Origin of the sequence: Sporosarcina aquimarina (genome assembly GCF_019748715.1) — a bacterium.
Taxonomy (GTDB): Bacteria; Bacillota; Bacilli; order Bacillales_A; family Planococcaceae; genus Sporosarcina; species Sporosarcina newyorkensis.
In genome coordinates this window covers 1-15,153 of record NZ_JACLBZ010000013.1, presented here as the reverse complement: position 1 = coordinate 15,153, position 15,153 = coordinate 1, and the positions used below count along the sequence as shown (strand labels likewise).

General features: G+C 43.0%; 18 protein-coding genes and 5 tRNA genes. 22 read left to right on the top strand and 1 reads right to left on the bottom strand.

The window, feature by feature from the left end:
• Positions 1–23: 23 nt before the first annotated feature.
• Positions 24–503 carry a PH domain-containing protein gene (locus H7J92_RS07165; protein ID WP_221836218.1) on the top strand — a complete coding sequence of 160 codons (480 nt, stop codon included), beginning with the start codon at positions 24–26 and terminating at the stop codon, positions 501–503.
• Entirely contained in the window at positions 493–2,007 is a 1,515-nt protein-coding gene (locus tag H7J92_RS07160; protein WP_176132588.1) for a PH domain-containing protein, read from the top strand. The genes H7J92_RS07165 and H7J92_RS07160 overlap by 11 nt, the downstream gene beginning before the upstream one ends.
• A 39-nt stretch (positions 2,008–2,046) precedes the next feature.
• Here H7J92_RS07160 and H7J92_RS07155 read toward each other — a convergent pair whose 3' ends face one another.
• Positions 2,047–2,655, bottom strand: coding sequence for a rhomboid family intramembrane serine protease (locus H7J92_RS07155; RefSeq protein WP_009498870.1), 609 nt, complete (start codon positions 2,653–2,655; stop codon positions 2,047–2,049).
• A 68-nt stretch (positions 2,656–2,723) separates the two neighbouring features.
• Here H7J92_RS07155 and acpS point away from each other — a divergent pair, with 68 nt between their 5' ends.
• The 20 genes from acpS (at position 2,724) to H7J92_RS07055 (ending at position 15,059) form a co-directional block, all read left to right on the top strand.
• On the top strand, positions 2,724–3,080 hold the full coding sequence (acpS, locus tag H7J92_RS07150; protein WP_078818254.1) for a holo-ACP synthase: 357 nt from the start codon (positions 2,724–2,726) through the stop codon (positions 3,078–3,080).
• Between the two features lie 95 nt (positions 3,081–3,175).
• The gene (locus tag H7J92_RS07145; protein WP_078818253.1) at positions 3,176–4,219 is read left to right on the top strand and encodes a LolA family protein; all 1,044 of its coding nucleotides are present in this window, start codon (positions 3,176–3,178) and stop codon (positions 4,217–4,219) included.
• A gap of 87 nt (positions 4,220–4,306) precedes the next feature.
• Entirely contained in the window at positions 4,307–5,422 is a 1,116-nt protein-coding gene (alr, locus tag H7J92_RS07140) for an alanine racemase (RefSeq protein WP_009498867.1), read from the top strand.
• Between the two features lie 156 nt (positions 5,423–5,578).
• On the top strand, positions 5,579–5,884 hold the full coding sequence (locus H7J92_RS07135; protein WP_009498866.1) for a hypothetical protein: 306 nt from the start codon (positions 5,579–5,581) through the stop codon (positions 5,882–5,884).
• 4 nt (positions 5,885–5,888) lie between these two features.
• Positions 5,889–6,239, top strand: a complete 351-nt coding sequence (locus tag H7J92_RS07130) for a type II toxin-antitoxin system PemK/MazF family toxin (RefSeq protein WP_009498865.1) — start codon at positions 5,889–5,891, stop codon at positions 6,237–6,239.
• A 190-nt stretch (positions 6,240–6,429) separates the two neighbouring features.
• Positions 6,430–7,254: an RsbT co-antagonist protein RsbRA gene (locus H7J92_RS07125; protein WP_078818251.1), complete on the top strand. Its 825-nt coding sequence runs from the start codon at positions 6,430–6,432 to the stop codon at positions 7,252–7,254.
• Between the two features lies 1 nt (position 7,255).
• Positions 7,256–7,618 (top strand): STAS domain-containing protein, encoded by a 363-nt coding sequence (locus H7J92_RS07120; protein WP_009498863.1) that lies wholly within the window; start codon positions 7,256–7,258, stop codon positions 7,616–7,618.
• 2 nt (positions 7,619–7,620) lie between these two features.
• Positions 7,621–8,022, top strand: a complete 402-nt coding sequence (locus tag H7J92_RS07115; RefSeq protein ID WP_078818250.1) for an anti-sigma regulatory factor — start codon at positions 7,621–7,623, stop codon at positions 8,020–8,022.
• 13 nt (positions 8,023–8,035) lie between these two features.
• Positions 8,036–9,040, top strand: coding sequence for a PP2C family protein-serine/threonine phosphatase (locus tag H7J92_RS07110; protein ID WP_176132587.1), 1,005 nt, complete (start codon positions 8,036–8,038; stop codon positions 9,038–9,040).
• 104 nt (positions 9,041–9,144) lie between these two features.
• On the top strand, positions 9,145–9,486 hold the full coding sequence (locus H7J92_RS07105; protein WP_040759890.1) for an STAS domain-containing protein: 342 nt from the start codon (positions 9,145–9,147) through the stop codon (positions 9,484–9,486).
• Positions 9,473–9,946, top strand: coding sequence for an anti-sigma B factor RsbW (gene rsbW, locus H7J92_RS07100; RefSeq protein WP_040759889.1), 474 nt, complete (start codon positions 9,473–9,475; stop codon positions 9,944–9,946). The genes H7J92_RS07105 and rsbW overlap by 14 nt, the downstream gene beginning before the upstream one ends.
• Positions 9,921–10,706: an RNA polymerase sigma factor SigB gene (sigB, locus tag H7J92_RS07095; RefSeq protein ID WP_009498857.1), complete on the top strand. Its 786-nt coding sequence runs from the start codon at positions 9,921–9,923 to the stop codon at positions 10,704–10,706. Before rsbW ends, sigB begins: the two co-directional genes overlap by 26 nt.
• Positions 10,706–11,302 (top strand): PP2C family serine/threonine-protein phosphatase, encoded by a 597-nt coding sequence (locus H7J92_RS07090; protein ID WP_221836217.1) that lies wholly within the window; start codon positions 10,706–10,708, stop codon positions 11,300–11,302. Before sigB ends, H7J92_RS07090 begins: the two co-directional genes overlap by 1 nt.
• Before the next feature lie 113 nt (positions 11,303–11,415).
• Entirely contained in the window at positions 11,416–13,557 is a 2,142-nt protein-coding gene (locus tag H7J92_RS07085; RefSeq protein WP_221836297.1) for a Tex family protein, read from the top strand.
• Positions 13,558–13,571: 14 nt separating this feature from the next.
• Entirely contained in the window at positions 13,572–14,024 is a 453-nt protein-coding gene (locus H7J92_RS07080; protein WP_040759888.1) for a SprT family protein, read from the top strand.
• 428 nt (positions 14,025–14,452) lie between these two features.
• Positions 14,453–14,524: transfer RNA gene (locus tag H7J92_RS07075), tRNA-Glu, on the top strand.
• A gap of 53 nt (positions 14,525–14,577) precedes the next feature.
• Positions 14,578–14,652: transfer RNA gene (locus tag H7J92_RS07070), tRNA-Gln, on the top strand.
• A 78-nt stretch (positions 14,653–14,730) separates the two neighbouring features.
• A tRNA-Lys gene (locus H7J92_RS07065) sits at positions 14,731–14,806 on the top strand.
• 66 nt (positions 14,807–14,872) lie between these two features.
• Positions 14,873–14,959, top strand: a tRNA-Leu gene (locus H7J92_RS07060).
• A gap of 26 nt (positions 14,960–14,985) precedes the next feature.
• Positions 14,986–15,059, top strand: a tRNA-Gly gene (locus tag H7J92_RS07055).
• Positions 15,060–15,153 lie beyond the last annotated feature (94 nt).

The following is a 15,153-nucleotide window of genomic DNA, read 5'->3' as shown; positions in this document are numbered from 1 at the left end:
ATTGTGGAAAGGAGTAGATGTGATTGAGACAGCAACCTGCAAATCAAATCTCAAGAAAAGGACTGACCGTCTGGAGATTGTATGGAATTATACAAACTTTAATTTTAATGGCCGTCGCGATCGGCATCGGTTTTCTCGTGTATTACTTTGAATGGCCTATTTGGATAGGTATAGTAGCGGCAGTGGTTGTCATGCTGTATGCATTTTTCTCTATTTATCTATTCCCGAAAATTAGATGGGAACGGTGGCGTTATGAAGTGCGTGAAGCAGAGATCGAGCTGCAACATGGCCTTTTTATTGTCAATCGGACGTTAATTCCAATGGTTCGCGTGCAACATGTGGATACAGCGGAAGGGCCGATTTTGCGTAAATATGGTTTGGCTTCGATTACAATCTCCACCGCGGCAACGAACCATTCTATTCCCGCTTTGGTGACGGAGGAAGCGGATGAATTGCGCAATCGGATTTCCACGTTTGCAAGGGTGGCGAAAGATGATGTCTGAACAACGCTATAAATTGCATTGGATCACGGCAGTAGTGGAAACGGTCAAAACATTGAAAGATATGATCGCACCTTTCGTTATCTTGGTCGTTGCCAACGGATTTAAAGGGGAGTCTACACAACCTTGGTTTGTTCAGTATTGGTCTCTGATTTTATTCGGTATTCTACTTGTGTCTACACTAGTAGCGGGTATCGTCAAATGGCGTCGTTTTGACTATTGGTTTGAGGATCAGGAATTGCGGATGGTTTCGGGGTTGTTCGTGCGAAAAAAACGCTATATTCCATTTGACCGTATACAAAGCCTTGATTATACGGAAGGGATTTTTCATCGTCCATTTAATTTGGTGAAAGTGAAAGTAGAAACTGCGGGTTCTGCTTCGGGCAAGGATGCAGAAGCGGAATTGACCGCCATCACGAAGGACGCAGCCGAGCAAATTGAACAGGAAATTCAGCGAGCGAAACGAGTTCAAATAACAGGGCCGATTCCTCGTCGTTATGAAAATGAAGAATTGTTGCTTCACGGAGACCGTGAAATTACGCAAGAAACAGAACGATCAGTACGCGCTGTTTTTTCGATGACAACAGGTGATTTGCTCATGTTGGCAACTACGTCGGGAGGAATTGGGGTCATTTTATCGGGGGCCGTCGTATTTTTGTCGCAAATCGAGGAAATCATCCCGTTTGATTGGCTATTTGGCGAATTGGAATCATTCGTTCGTTTTGGCGTGTTTGTGATCGGCATTCTGATTTTGCTAGGTTTCATACTGGTTTGGTTATTATCCGTTGCGATGACCTTCTTGGCGAATTACGATTTTAAAGTGAAGTTGGAAAAAGATGATCTCGTTATCACGCGAGGACTGCTCGAAAAAAAACGTGTGACGGTTCCGCTGAATCGGGTTCAAAATGTCTCGATTGTGGAGAATCCATTTCGTCAGTTATTTGGTTATGCGAGCGTCGTTCTGAGCAGTGCAGGGGGAGTAGGGGAAGGTGCGCGTATCAAGCTTTTTCCATTGGCTAAACGTGATCGGATAATTGAGCCGCTGCAAGAGTTGTTTCCGAATTTGGATTTCGGTGAGCCGACGGAAGTGCTGGATGCGCGGGGGAAACGTTTTTATTATCGCTTTAAGCTCTTCCTGACGCTTGTACTCGTGGCGGCCGCTTCGTACTTTTTATTCCCATACGGTTTATTATCGTTATTGTTGCTCCCATTCGTGTGGGGGCTCGGACTCTGGCAATATAAGACAGCAGCTTATTCAATCTTACCCAAACAGTTGACCATGCGCTTCCGGTCCATAAGCCGACACACCGTGTTTATGGAAAAGAATCGTATCCAATCAATGGAGGTAGATCAGAACTACTTCCACCGCAGAAGAAAGGTGGCCACTGTCACGGTCAATGTCAAATCGGGCATGACTGTCGATGCTCCTGCGGTCCGACACATGCCGCAAGAACAAGCAGAGCAATTCCTTTTATGGTATGAATATCCCACGGAAAGTAAAGAATGAAAAAGCCAGACAAGATCACTTGTCTGGCTTTCTGTTCATCTATCGTTTCTTTCTCCAACTGACGATATTCTTTGGATTGAAATAACTGAGTCCGATGAGGAAACCGGTGATCAATCCTGCGATATGTGCAGTGACATTAATATTCGTCCCGACAAATGTCATGACAACGCTTATAACGATGATCGGCAAAATCACTTGCTTCAATTGCGGGAAGACGTGCTTCGTATAATAAACGAGCGCACCGAACGCGCCGAACACTCCGAAAATCGCACCGCTTGCTCCCAAGTGACGATAGTCTCCTGATTGCAAGAAGTACGTGGCGACATCGCCGAACAAGCCTGCCAACATATAGATCGTAATAAAACGAGCCTTCCCTGCGATCTTCTCTAGTTCAGGACCGAAAATGAATAAAGAAAACATATTGAACAGTAAATGCGTCAACCCGCCATGTAAAAACATCGGGGTGACCAGGCGCCAATATTCTCCATTAGCGATTAAAAAGTTATCGCCGATACCGAACAGAAGGAGTTGGTTCCCAATGCCGGGAATCCACGTCAATATAAAAATCCCGATATTCAATGCCAATAAGAATGTCACGATAGGATAAGCGCGAACATATTGCGAAAAGTTTTCTGTACGTATAAACATAGTTTCACCTCAATCTTCTGTACTGATTATACCTGTAAATCACACTGATGGGAAAGGAGATGTCTGTTTTGATACAAGGAATTGGACTGGATATAGTGGAATTAGAGCGTGTTGCGCGCTTGGACAAACGTAACTCTAAGTTCCGTGAACGTATTTTGTCTTCATCTGAATTGCAAATCTATGAAAAAATGAGCGGTCATAGGAAAACGGAGTATTTGGCGGGTCGCTTCGCGGCAAAGGAGGCGTTTTCCAAAGCGCGGGGCACAGGCATAGGTCAAGATTGCGGTTTTCTAGATATCGAAGTGATTGCGGAACCAAGCGGCCGACCCGCATTATACTTCCGTCGACAGCCTGTCAAAGGGTTCATCAGCATCACACATACACAAACTGTTGCGGCAGCACAGGTAATTTTAATGGAAGACTGAAGTGACAATCCAAAACTTTGAAACAAGCTCGCATATTCGATTCATCACTCTCATAAGATAAGCTACCCGAATTGATTGGAGAAAGGATGAATTGAATGCGGAAACGATTTCTGTTGTTAGTTGTCGTAGCAGTCTTGCTAGTCTTAGGGGGATGCGGTAAACCTTCTAAAGAAGATGTGATGAAAAAGCTCAGCAATAAATGGAACGAAACGAAAGGCTATGAATTGAATGCCTCAATGGAAATTAAAACGGGCGCAGAACCTCGGGTATACGATGTGGAGGTATGGCATACAAAGCCCGAATTTTACAAAGTGAATGTCACGCAATCGGGGAATGAAGATTCACAAATGATAGTCCGTAATGAAGAAGGTGTCTTTGTCATTACACCGTCCTTGGGCAAAACCTATAAATTTCAAAGTGACTGGCCTGCTCAAAACAGCCAAGGATATTTGATTGGTACGCTAGCGGAAGACATTAAGGTTGATAAAGCGGCGACAATGGAAGAAAAGGAAAAAGAGTATGTCTTTGAAACGGAAACTCGCAATAATCATAAAAAATTATTGCCTACGCAAAAGATTCATATCGATAAGAAAACACTCTTGCCGACTCATGTAACAATCCATGACGAAACGGGCGAGGAAAAGATTTCGATCAAGTTCTCTAAAATTTCTTTGGGTGTAGAGCATAAGGTTGCGGATTATGCGGTCGAAATGGAGCAACCAAAAGCGGAAAGTGATCAAGCGGGGTCTGATGATGAGGAAGCCGGCGCTGATGAAAAAGCGGATGCTGATGAAAAAACAACAGGCTTTCAAACTTATTATCCAGCAGTGAATTGGGAAGGATCGACGCTATCAGACGAAAAGAGCGTGACGACTGAAAATGGTCAACGTATCTTGATGACGTTCAGCGGAGAGAAAGAATTTGTGGTTATTCAGGAACCTGCAGAAAAGCCGATGAACCAACTGCCTGTCTCAGTAGAGGGTGATCCAGTGGATTTAGGATTTGCTGTAGCAGCGTTAACGGACCAATCCATCCATTGGGAAGTAAATGGAGTGTCCTTCTTTGTCGCTTCTGAAACATTGAGCAAAGAAGAATTGATCACTGTTGCGAATTCCATGACCGTTACAGAAGCGAAATAATCAGCGGTTGAATCAATTGACTTGATCCTGCGTTCGGATAGATAATTAATTAAACAAGACACAGTCTATCCAATGAGGTGAAGCGAGATGTTCAACGAGACCGATTATCGGCCAACAAGAGCGATTATTGATACAACAGCAGTTAAGCATAATGTCCAGCGTGTTATTTCTTATCTTCCTAACAAAACGAAATTGATCGCGGTTGTGAAGTCGGACGGCTATGGTCACGGCGCAGTACAGATTTCAAATGCTGCGCTGGAGGCCGGAGCCGAGATGCTGGCTGTGGCTACGCCCGACGAAGCAATCACGCTTAGGAAACATCATCATGCAGTCGACATTCTCGTGATGGGTCCTTCACCTATTTCATTTGCGAAAGTAGCGGCAGAACAAGGTATTATGCTGACTATTACAAGCGCTGCATGGGTGAAACAAGTTAACGATCAACCGCAATTCGATAAAAAATGCAAAGTACATGTAAAAATTGATAGCGGAATGGGTAGAATCGGGGTACGGACTGAATCGGAGTTGACTAATCTGACCGAGTTGATTAATCAGTCCGATCACCTGTCTATTGATGGAACGTTTACTCATTTTGCCCGGGCGGATGAAAAGGATGCAGAGCCGACTCGATTGCAATTTAAACGATTTACACAACTGGTCGACTGTTTTCCGAAAAAGCCGCGCCTGGTTCATGCTTCTAATAGTGCTGCGACACTGATGTTCCCTGAATATGCACTAGATGCGGTTCGCTTTGGTGTGAGTCTGTACGGTATCGCACCATCCGCAGCCGTTGAGAAAAAATTACCCTTTGTGCTTGAAAAAGCAATGTCGATTGAAACCGAGTTGGCTTATGTGAAGAAGTTGCCTGCCGGCGAACAAATCAGTTATGGCGGGACCTATGAAACAGAAGAAGATGAATGGATTGGCACGTTGCCGATCGGCTATGCAGATGGTTTAAAACGTTCATTAGAAGGGCAAGAAGTATTGATAGGAGGCAGACGTGTCCCGATTGTCGGCACGATCTGCATGGATCAATGTATGATCAAACTCCCGTACGAATATCCAGAAGGTGAAAAAGTGATATTAATCGGCAGGCAAGGAGATGAGGAGATCACGATAGAAGAATGGGCGGGACGGCTAGGTACCATCCCTTATGAAATAGCCGTAACATTTTCAGCGCGTATTCCTAGGGTTTATAGGTAAAATATTTCTCGTACAATTCGATGCAACTTTCACAGCAACGGCCATTTATTTCGACAAACTACTGAATAAATTTGCATTTCTTGTCATAAGAGTTCAAACCTTGTCTTTTCTTATTAGTATTTCGATGGTAAGATAGATTTGATATAGAAATAAGGGATGGGTTTGTCGGAGGTGCTCAAGTTGCGTACGAATAAAAACGAAAAAGAAATAATTAGTATAGCCCCAACAAGATTGCTGCAGCAAAATGAAGACGCAATCTTTCAGCGGGAGCAGATGCAAGATGATTTCGTTTATATGACGACAGAGAGACATATGGAGTATGGTGAAGCTTCCTTATTGCGGGAAGCTATGATCAGAGGTTATGTTGAAATGTCGCAGATTAACCTAAACATAGCGGCAGAGTGTTTATATGCGGAATTTGAAGCTCAGCATACCGTGGAACGTTGCGTCAGCGGAGGATGAAAAGTTGGCAATTAAACGTGGAGACGTCTTTTTTGCAGATTTGTCACCTGTAGTCGGTTCTGAACAGGGAGGGACCCGACCGGTTCTCGTCATACAAAATGACATCGGAAATCGGTTTAGTCCCACAGTAATCGTGGCAGCCATTACTGCACAAATACAAAAAGCAAAATTGCCGACACATGTCGAAATAACGGCGGCACGGCATGGATTCGAGCGGGATTCAGTCATCCTGCTCGAGCAAGTCCGCACAATCGACAAGTCGAGGCTCACAGACAAAATAACACATTTAGACGATGCGTTAATGAAACAAGTCGATGAGTCATTGCAAGTAAGTTTCGGGCTCATTAAATTTTAGCATACATATTCTAACTACAGTTTTTTTAAAAAGCAGTACAAGATGGCTGCTACCCTAAAACACTACTGCCAATAGGCTCTAGTGTTTTTTTTGTATAGTTCTTTAATAAAAAAACAGCAAAATACATGTAGTTTGTACAAATTTTCGTTACAATAGAGATAACTGAAGGTATAGGGAGGAACAAGTGGCGATGAATGAAGTAATGAAACAAAGCATATCCGACAATATAGATACCATCACCAAACGCTGGGTGGAGCAAATGAAGGACAACTCCAGTGAGCGATTTTTAGATTTAATGCCGGCGAGTGTTGTAGAAACGACGAGCAGGGAATTTACTACATTAATGACTTCTAACTTATCCCATCGAGAGAAAGTGGATAAAGAAAGATTGGACGAGTTCACGGAGAAGATCATTCATTTTGGTTGGTCCATCAAATTCATTAACCGTGCGATTGATACATTCTCCGCAGTTGTATATGAGTTGTTTTTCGAAACGGGTGTTCTGACGAATTCAAATCTGCGTCAAGGTATGGACATTTTCTCCAGCTGGATCAACCCATTGCGCGAGAGTATTATTGAAGAATACGCTACGAAGTGGGAACAAACAGATAGCCTGCAAAAAATTGCTTTGCAGGAATTATCAGCCTCCTTGATTCCAGTATTTGAAAAAATCTCCGTTATGCCGTTAGTAGGGACGATCGATACAGAGCGCGCCAAACTGATTATGGAAAATTTGTTGGAAGGTGTCGTAAAACAACGTGCCGAAGTGGTGTTGCTTGATATTACAGGCGTACCAGTCGTGGATACAATGGTGGCTCATCATATAATTCAGGCTGCAGATGCAGTGCGGCTTGTCGGAGCGAAATGTATGTTGGTCGGTATTCGTCCTGAAATTGCTCAGACTATCGTGACATTGGGTATTAACTTAACGGACTTTTCAACGACCAGCACACTGAGACGAGGGATGCAAGAGGCGTTGCAGATGACAGGACGTACGATAGTGGAGGAGGAATAGTATGAAGATGCGAATCCCGATTCTAAAGTTAAAAGATACATTAATCGTATCCATTCAAGTAGAGCTAGACGATCAGACCGCTTTGCAATTCCAAGAAGATTTATTGGATCAATTGCATAAGACATCAGCCCGCGGTGTGGTAATCGATCTGACGCCAATTGACTTCATTGATTCATTTATCGCGAAAGTACTTGGTGACGTGATTCACATGACCAGTCTGATGGGAGCGAAAGTGGTCATCACAGGTATTCAACCATCAGTAGCCATCACACTTATTGAACTTGGCATACGCTTGGAAAATGTGAAGACTGCATTAGATCTAGAAAATGGGCTAGAGAAATTGACTAGAGAATTGGAGGCCTGACCATGGAGCACGGGTCTTCTATAGAGATCAATACGGAATGGGACATTGTTGCAGCAAGGCAGCTTGGCCGTAATGAGGCGAAGGAAACTGGTTTTGGAACAGTGGACCAGGCAAGAATTACAACTGCCATCAGCGAATTGGCAAGAAATATATATCTGTATGCAGGAAAAGGTGTAATTAAAATCGAGCCTGTCCGGGCTGGTCAGCGAGCAGGATTGATTATTACGGCTTCAGACGAAGGCCCGGGTATTACTGACTTGCAAAAAGTGATGGAGGATGGGTTTACTACTTCTGGAGGGTTGGGTGCCGGTATGCCTGGAGTCAAGCGATTGATGGATGACTTTCGCGTTGAGACGGAAGTGGGTATTGGTACTACCATTACAGCGACGAAATGGTTGCACTAGGAGTTGAAGAACATTGCCACAGGAGACAGGTAAACAGTATAAACAAATGCTGAAGAGTTTTCTGCGCACCCAAGGGGAAGAAGATCTTTATTTAGGTCAGCAATTCAGTCGTAATTTTATAGAAAAGAAAATTGCGCCTGAAGATGTCATCAGCCTTCACAAAACCTCTATTGAAGAGTTGATCGAGGACCTGCCCCCGGAAGTAAGTATTTCTTTTGATTTTTTAATTGAAATGATGATCCATTATGGACTAGCTTTGAAAGAACACCAAAGTCTAATTCGTAAGCAAGAAGCCATTCAAATGGAGATGGATATTGCGGTAAGGATGCAGAATACGCTGTTACAGACCGCGACTCCTGAAGTACAAGGACTGGACATCGGCTGGATCTCAAAGCCTGCTAAACAGATGAATGGGGACTATGTATACTTTTTGAATGAAACTTCAAGTCAAGTGTGCTTAGCGGTGGCGGATATTATTGGCAAAGGGATGTCTGCTGCTATGCATATGTCCATGGTGAAATTCGGCATGGATAGTCTGCGCTACGAAAAGAGAAGTCCATCTGAAGTACTCAGTTTTATTAATAAAATGATTGAAAAAAGCATTTCCGATTCGATGTTCGTTTCCATGTTCTATGGAAAGTATGACACGGATACCGCTACGTTTCGCTATGCTTCAGCGGGACATGAACCAGCCCTTTTTTATTGTGCAGCCGAAAAAGAGTTTAAGCTATTGGAGAGCAAAGGGCTTCTGCTTGGAGTTCAGGAAGAAGCGAAATACGAGGAACGTACAGTTAAGCTCGAAGTGAATGATTTTGTCGTTATAATGACGGATGGTGTAAGTGAAACTCGAACGGAAAATGGATTCATTGAAATGGATTTTATCGAAAACTTACTGTGTCAAGTGAAGTCCGAAAATGCACAAGCGATGGTCGACTATTTATTTAATGAACTTTCTAGAATGCAAGACTACCAGTTGCATGATGACTTTACACTGGTTATTTTGAAAAAAACAAAATAAATGTTTTGAAGTTTGGAAAGCGGGTATATTACAAGATGTGTGCAAATATCGAAATGATGATGCGCATAAATTGGAAAAATAGAGAAACCGATCGGGGTGGCGAAATGAATTTACAAGTTGAGCAAGTAGACAAAGATTTAGTTCATAAATTTAAGATTATTGGTGAGATTGATATATATACGGCACCAAAGTTGAAGGAACATTTGGCAAAGCTGGAGCAGGCAGAAGGAATGGAAGTTGAGCTGGACTTATCTGAGGTCAATTACATGGATAGTACAGGATTAGGCGTTTTCGTCGGCTTCTATAAAGAGATTAAAGCACATAACGCTAAACTGGTGATCAAAGGATTGAATCAGCGCCTCTATCGATTATTCGAAATCACAGGGTTGAATGAAATTATGGAGATAGAACAGATAGAAGGTGGCGAAGATGATGCAAGCGTTTGATTATATTGAAGTGAAAGTTCCGGCGAAACCACAATATGTTGGGGTAGCTCGATTGGCGATTTCAGGCTTGGCGAGCCGTCTAGGATTTACATACGACGAGATCGAGGATTTGAAAATCGCTGCAAGTGAAGCTGTGACGAACGCAGTGCAGCACGCCTACAATGACGAGAAAGTAGGTGAAGTGATTTTAGGCTGTGCCCTCTATGAGGACCGATTAGAAATTGTCGTGACAGATCATGGCAGAAGCTTCGATTTTGAAGAAACGAAGAAGAAGATTGGTCCATACCAAGACTGGAACGAGGAATCGCCATTAAGGGAAGGAGGATTAGGCCTTTACTTGATGGAAGCATTAATGGATGAAGTGAAGATTGATCATGGGGAGGGTGTCATCGTCTTCATGACCAAATACTTGGGCAGAGAGCGAGGAGAAGGACATGTCAAACCAACGGTCTTCTCGTGACAATGAGACAAAGGAACAAGTAATCCAGTGGATACATGAATATCAAGAGACGCAAGATGACGACGCCCAGACGCAGTTAGTCTTGCATTACGAGCGTTTGGTTCATTCGATTGCCCGAAAATATTCCCGTGGCCAATCACATCACGAAGACATCGTGCAGGCAGGTATGCTCGGGTTATTAGGTGCGATTCGTCGCTATGATCCTGAGCAAGGAAGAAGTTTCGAAGCATTTGCCGTACCAACAATTATAGGCGAAATCAAGCGTTTCCTTCGCGATAAGACATGGGCTGTCCATGTACCGCGACGTATAAAAGAATTGGGTCCTAAAATTAAAGCGGCTGTTGAGACGCTGACAACAGAGTTTCAACGCTCGCCTATGGTATACGAAATAGCAGAGTATCTTGACACTGACGAAGAACTTGTATTGGAAGCAATGGAGATGGGCAGAAGCTATCAAGCGTTATCCATTGACCATACGCTGGATGCGGATTCAGAAGGTGGCACAATTACGCTGCTTGATATTATAGGTGAAACAGACGGTGGATTTGAAAAGACAGACCAACGAATGCTGGTCTTAGATGCATTAAGTGTATTGAGCGAACGTGAGCGCCAAATTATCCAGTATACATATATTGACCAGATGAGTCAGAAAGAAGCTGGGGAATTACTGAATATCTCTCAAATGCATGTATCTAGACTGCAAAGAAAAGCAATTAAGAAACTGCAAGAAGTAATACTAACAAGTGGTGGTGCGAAGTAGTGAAAACTTTCGAGAATGAATATGTAGAGGCATATATATACCAACAGTCGAAAAAGGGAAATAAGGATTCTGGGGATGCATACTACATTCATTCAGAAGAAGATTATTTCATTTGTGCAATCGCAGACGGTTTAGGAAGCGGAACAGACGCTAAGGAATCCGCCGAAGTGATACCGAACGTATTGGAAGAGTACCATCATGAATCACCTGACGATTTGTTGCTACGTTGCAATAAATTAATGTTCCACAAACGTGGCGCAGCGGTCGGAATTGTAAAAGTTTATTTTACCCAGCAAACTTTGGAGTACAGTTGTGTTGGTAATATCCGTCTATATATCCTACAGTCAAATGGTCAGATGATTTATCCGTTGCCTGTCATGGGCTACCTGTCAGGACGTCCGCAATCACTTCGTACGCAACGCTATCCATATCATAAGAATGATCGATTTTTCTTACATTCAGATGGCGTGAGCTTGCGTAGCCCTAAAAAGTATTTACAAGAGAACACCACAGCCTATCAATTGTACAGAAAAATTGAAAGTACAATCGATTCGAATGATGATGCGACATTCATCGCGGCAAGCCTGCTTCATTAATTTGAAGTGGGTTTTTTTGTATGTACTTATCAGATAGGTAAGGCAGGAATCTGAATTCGACCTATGCTATTATATGGAAAGAAGAAGGGGTGGTTGAATTGTCAATAGATCTTATGGAAGCAACCGCGAGCCGAGCAGGCATTGGCAAACGTCAAACTGCAAGTGTTATCGCGCTATTGGAAGAAGGCAACACAGTACCTTTTATTGCGCGTTACCGTAAAGAAGCGACAGGTTCATTAGATGAAGTGCAGATAAAAGAGATTGAAGACTCTTATCACTATGTAAAATCATTGGAACAACGAAAAGAGGAAGTACTTCGTTTGATCGAAGAGCAAGGAAAGCTGAACGATCAATTAAAGGCCGATATTGAGCGGGCGACTGTATTGCAGCGAATTGAAGACTTATATCGTCCATACAAGCAAAAACGTCGAACGAAGGCGATGATCGCTATCGAAAGCGGTTTAGAACCGCTGGCTGATGAGATGATGCAACAAACAAACAGTAGTATCGAAAAGTCAGCTGCTGTGTACGTGAACACGGAAAAAGAGGTTCACACAATCGAAGATGCTCTTGAAGGTGCTAAATTCATTATTGCGGAAAGAGTTTCTGAAGACGCCACAATGCGGGAACGTATCCGTAAAACTACGTGGTCTGCAGGACGCTTGACGGCTGCTTTGAAAAAAGGTGCGGAAGATGAGCGGAAAGTTTTCGAAAATTATTATGATTACGAAGAACCGTTGAATAAAATTGTTCCTCACAGAGTGCTTGCTATCAATCGTGGAGAAAAGGAAGATGTACTGCGTGTCGGTGTAGGTTTTCCGGCTGATCGGATTGTCGGAGATCTGGAGCGGGCGTACCTCAAACAAACAGGTTCGCCATCTGCATCTTATATAAAGAACGCATTGGAAGATTCATTCAAGCGGTTAATCGCTCCTTCTATTGAAAGGGAAGTACGAACAGCGTTGACTGAAAAAGCCGAAGCGCAGGCGATTCATGTGTTTTCCGAAAATCTTCGGAGCCTTTTACTGCAAGCTCCCTTAAAAGGCAGAACAGTTCTCGGCGTGGACCCTGCTTTCCGTACAGGGTGTAAGTTGGCGGTCGTAGATGAGACGGGTAAGCTTCATGATATCTCCGTGATATATCCACATCCGCCCAAACCGCAAAAAGAGGCATCGAAAAAAGTAATAATGGATTTATTGAAGAAATATCCGATTTCGATCATTGCAATCGGCAATGGAACAGCTTCAAGAGAAACCGAGAAATTCATTGTCGAACTAATTAAAGAAGCTGAAGAGCCAGTTTCCTACGTGATAGTAAACGAGGCAGGTGCCAGTGTCTATTCGGCGTCACCGCAAGCAAGGGAAGAGTTTCCTGATCTCCAAGTCGAACAGCGTAGCGCTGTATCGATTGCACGTCGTTTGCAAGATCCGCTGTCAGAACTCGTCAAAATTGATCCCGAGTCAATAGGTGTGGGGCAATATCAGCATGACGTGGCAAAAAAGAATCTGTCGGAGTCCTTGTCCTTTGTCGTAGAAACGGCTGTAAACCAGGTAGGTGTCAATGTCAACACCGCCTCTTCTTCACTTTTGCAATATGTTTCAGGGCTTTCAAAAACTGTAGCTGAAAACATCGTCAAAGCAAGAGAAGAAGCAGGTAAATTCAAAAAGCGAACAGACTTAAAGAAGATTCCAAGATTAGGTGCCAAAACATATGAGCAAGCAATCGGCTTCCTGCGCATACCAGAATCCAAAGAACCTTTTGATACAACAGGGATTCACCCGGAAAGCTATAAAATTGCAGAATCCGTTTTGAAAGAAGTAGCGCTGGATAAAACTCAATTGGGAACGAGTGAAGCGACAGAGGCTTTGGGGAAAGTCGACATTGCACAACTGGCTAGACAGCTAGAGGTTGGAGAGATCACGCTTAAGGACATTATCGAAACGTTGCAACGCCCCAACCGTGACCCTCGTGACGACTATCCACAACCATTACTGAAAGCGGATATTTTGGATATTAAAGATCTGCACGAAGGAATGGAAATGCAAGGGACTGTCCGAAATGTCGTGGATTTTGGTGCCTTTGTTGATATTGGTGTTTCCGAAGACGGTCTGGTTCACATATCGAAGATGAAAAAAGGATTCGTCAAACACCCATTAGACGTCGTAGCCTCCGGTGACATTGTGACAGTGTGGATCGATTCAGTTGATCGACAAAAGGGACGTATTGCTTTATCCATGCTGCCTTTATCTAAGTAAGGGAGAATATGAGTATGTCGGATGAACAACTACAACAACTAGTCGAGCAAATCTCACTCGACGTCTTCTATAAACCTTTCATCCATCAAGCAATCTTTAATAAAAGGTTGCGTACAACAGGAGGACGCTATAAGCTATCCAATCATTATATTGAGATTAATCCACTTGTTGTCCAACTTTACGACGAGGATGAATTGGTTGGAATCATCAAACATGAACTATGCCATTACCATCTTCATTTAGAAGGTAAAGGATATAAACATGGGGATACCGATTTTAAAAAACTGTTACGACAGACAAATTCGCCACGTCATTGTAAGCCGCTTGCAGAGCGAAGAACGAAAAGTACGGTCGTCCACCATTATCGTTGTACTGCCTGTGGGTGCAACTATCAAAGACGAAGACGAATGGATTGCCGTAAATATCGTTGCGGAAAATGTGCGGGGAAGATCGTCAAAGTAGTATAAATAAAGAAAAGGGCTGTCATGAAAGACTGAAATGTCTTTTATATGGCAGCCTTTACTCGTAAATATTGGCAATGAACTCAGTGAGACGCGCTAAAGTCTCGTAGGACCATACCAGTCTTATATTATATATTCTCATCGTAATAGCGTTTTCCAAGAATGAATAAAAAGTTTTTTGACCCACAAGTAAGTATTGTTAAAGTGAAATGTTTTCAGAAGGATCTTAGAATCGGGATAGAGGCTATACAAAATAAAATAAAAAAATTTAAAGTGAAAGCTTGTTAAATCAAGGTTCTAGAAGAATAATGAAAGTTTTTTTAAAAAGATTGATAAAAAAGGTTGACGAATTTGATGACCCTGTCTATAATAGGAAAAGTCGACTGAGACATGCGGAACAAATCGCACATTAGTTTACCGAACAATATAACTAAGGCCCCTTGGTCAAGCGGTTAAGACACCGCCCTTTCACGGCGGTAACACGGGTTCGAATCCCGTAGGGGTCACTTTAGTAAAATGAAACGAATGCCTAGAAGTCTGACGAACAGATTATCAGTAGTGGGGTATAGCCAAGCGGTAAGGCAACGGACTTTGACTCCGTCATTCGTTGGTTCGAATCCAGCTACCCCAGCCATTTTTATAACATCACTTTTTAAAGTGTTATAAGGATCAAGTATGGTATTTGGAACATCTCGTTTTTTACTTTCAAAACGAGCCATTAGCTCAGTTGGTAGAGCATCTGACTTTTAATCAGAGGGTCACAGGTTCGAATCCTGTATGGCTCACCACTTTTTTAAAAAAGTTGTTGACTTATCATTTCAATCATGTATAATAGAGTTTGTCGCTAAAACAGAGCGGTAGTGGCGGAATGGCAGACGCGCTAGGTTGAGGGCCTAGTGGGGGTTAACCCCGTGGAGGTTCAAGTCCTCTTTACCGCACCAAACATGCTATTCATTACAATTTATATGCGGGTGTAGTTTAGTGGTAAAACCTCAGCCTTCCAAGCTGATGATGAGGGTTCGATTCCCTTCACCCGCTCCATATTATTTAACCAAATGAACCTTGAAAACTGAACAGCAAAACGTTAACGAATTATACGTTTGTGCATCGGCTCTGCCGGTGACATAAACAAAAT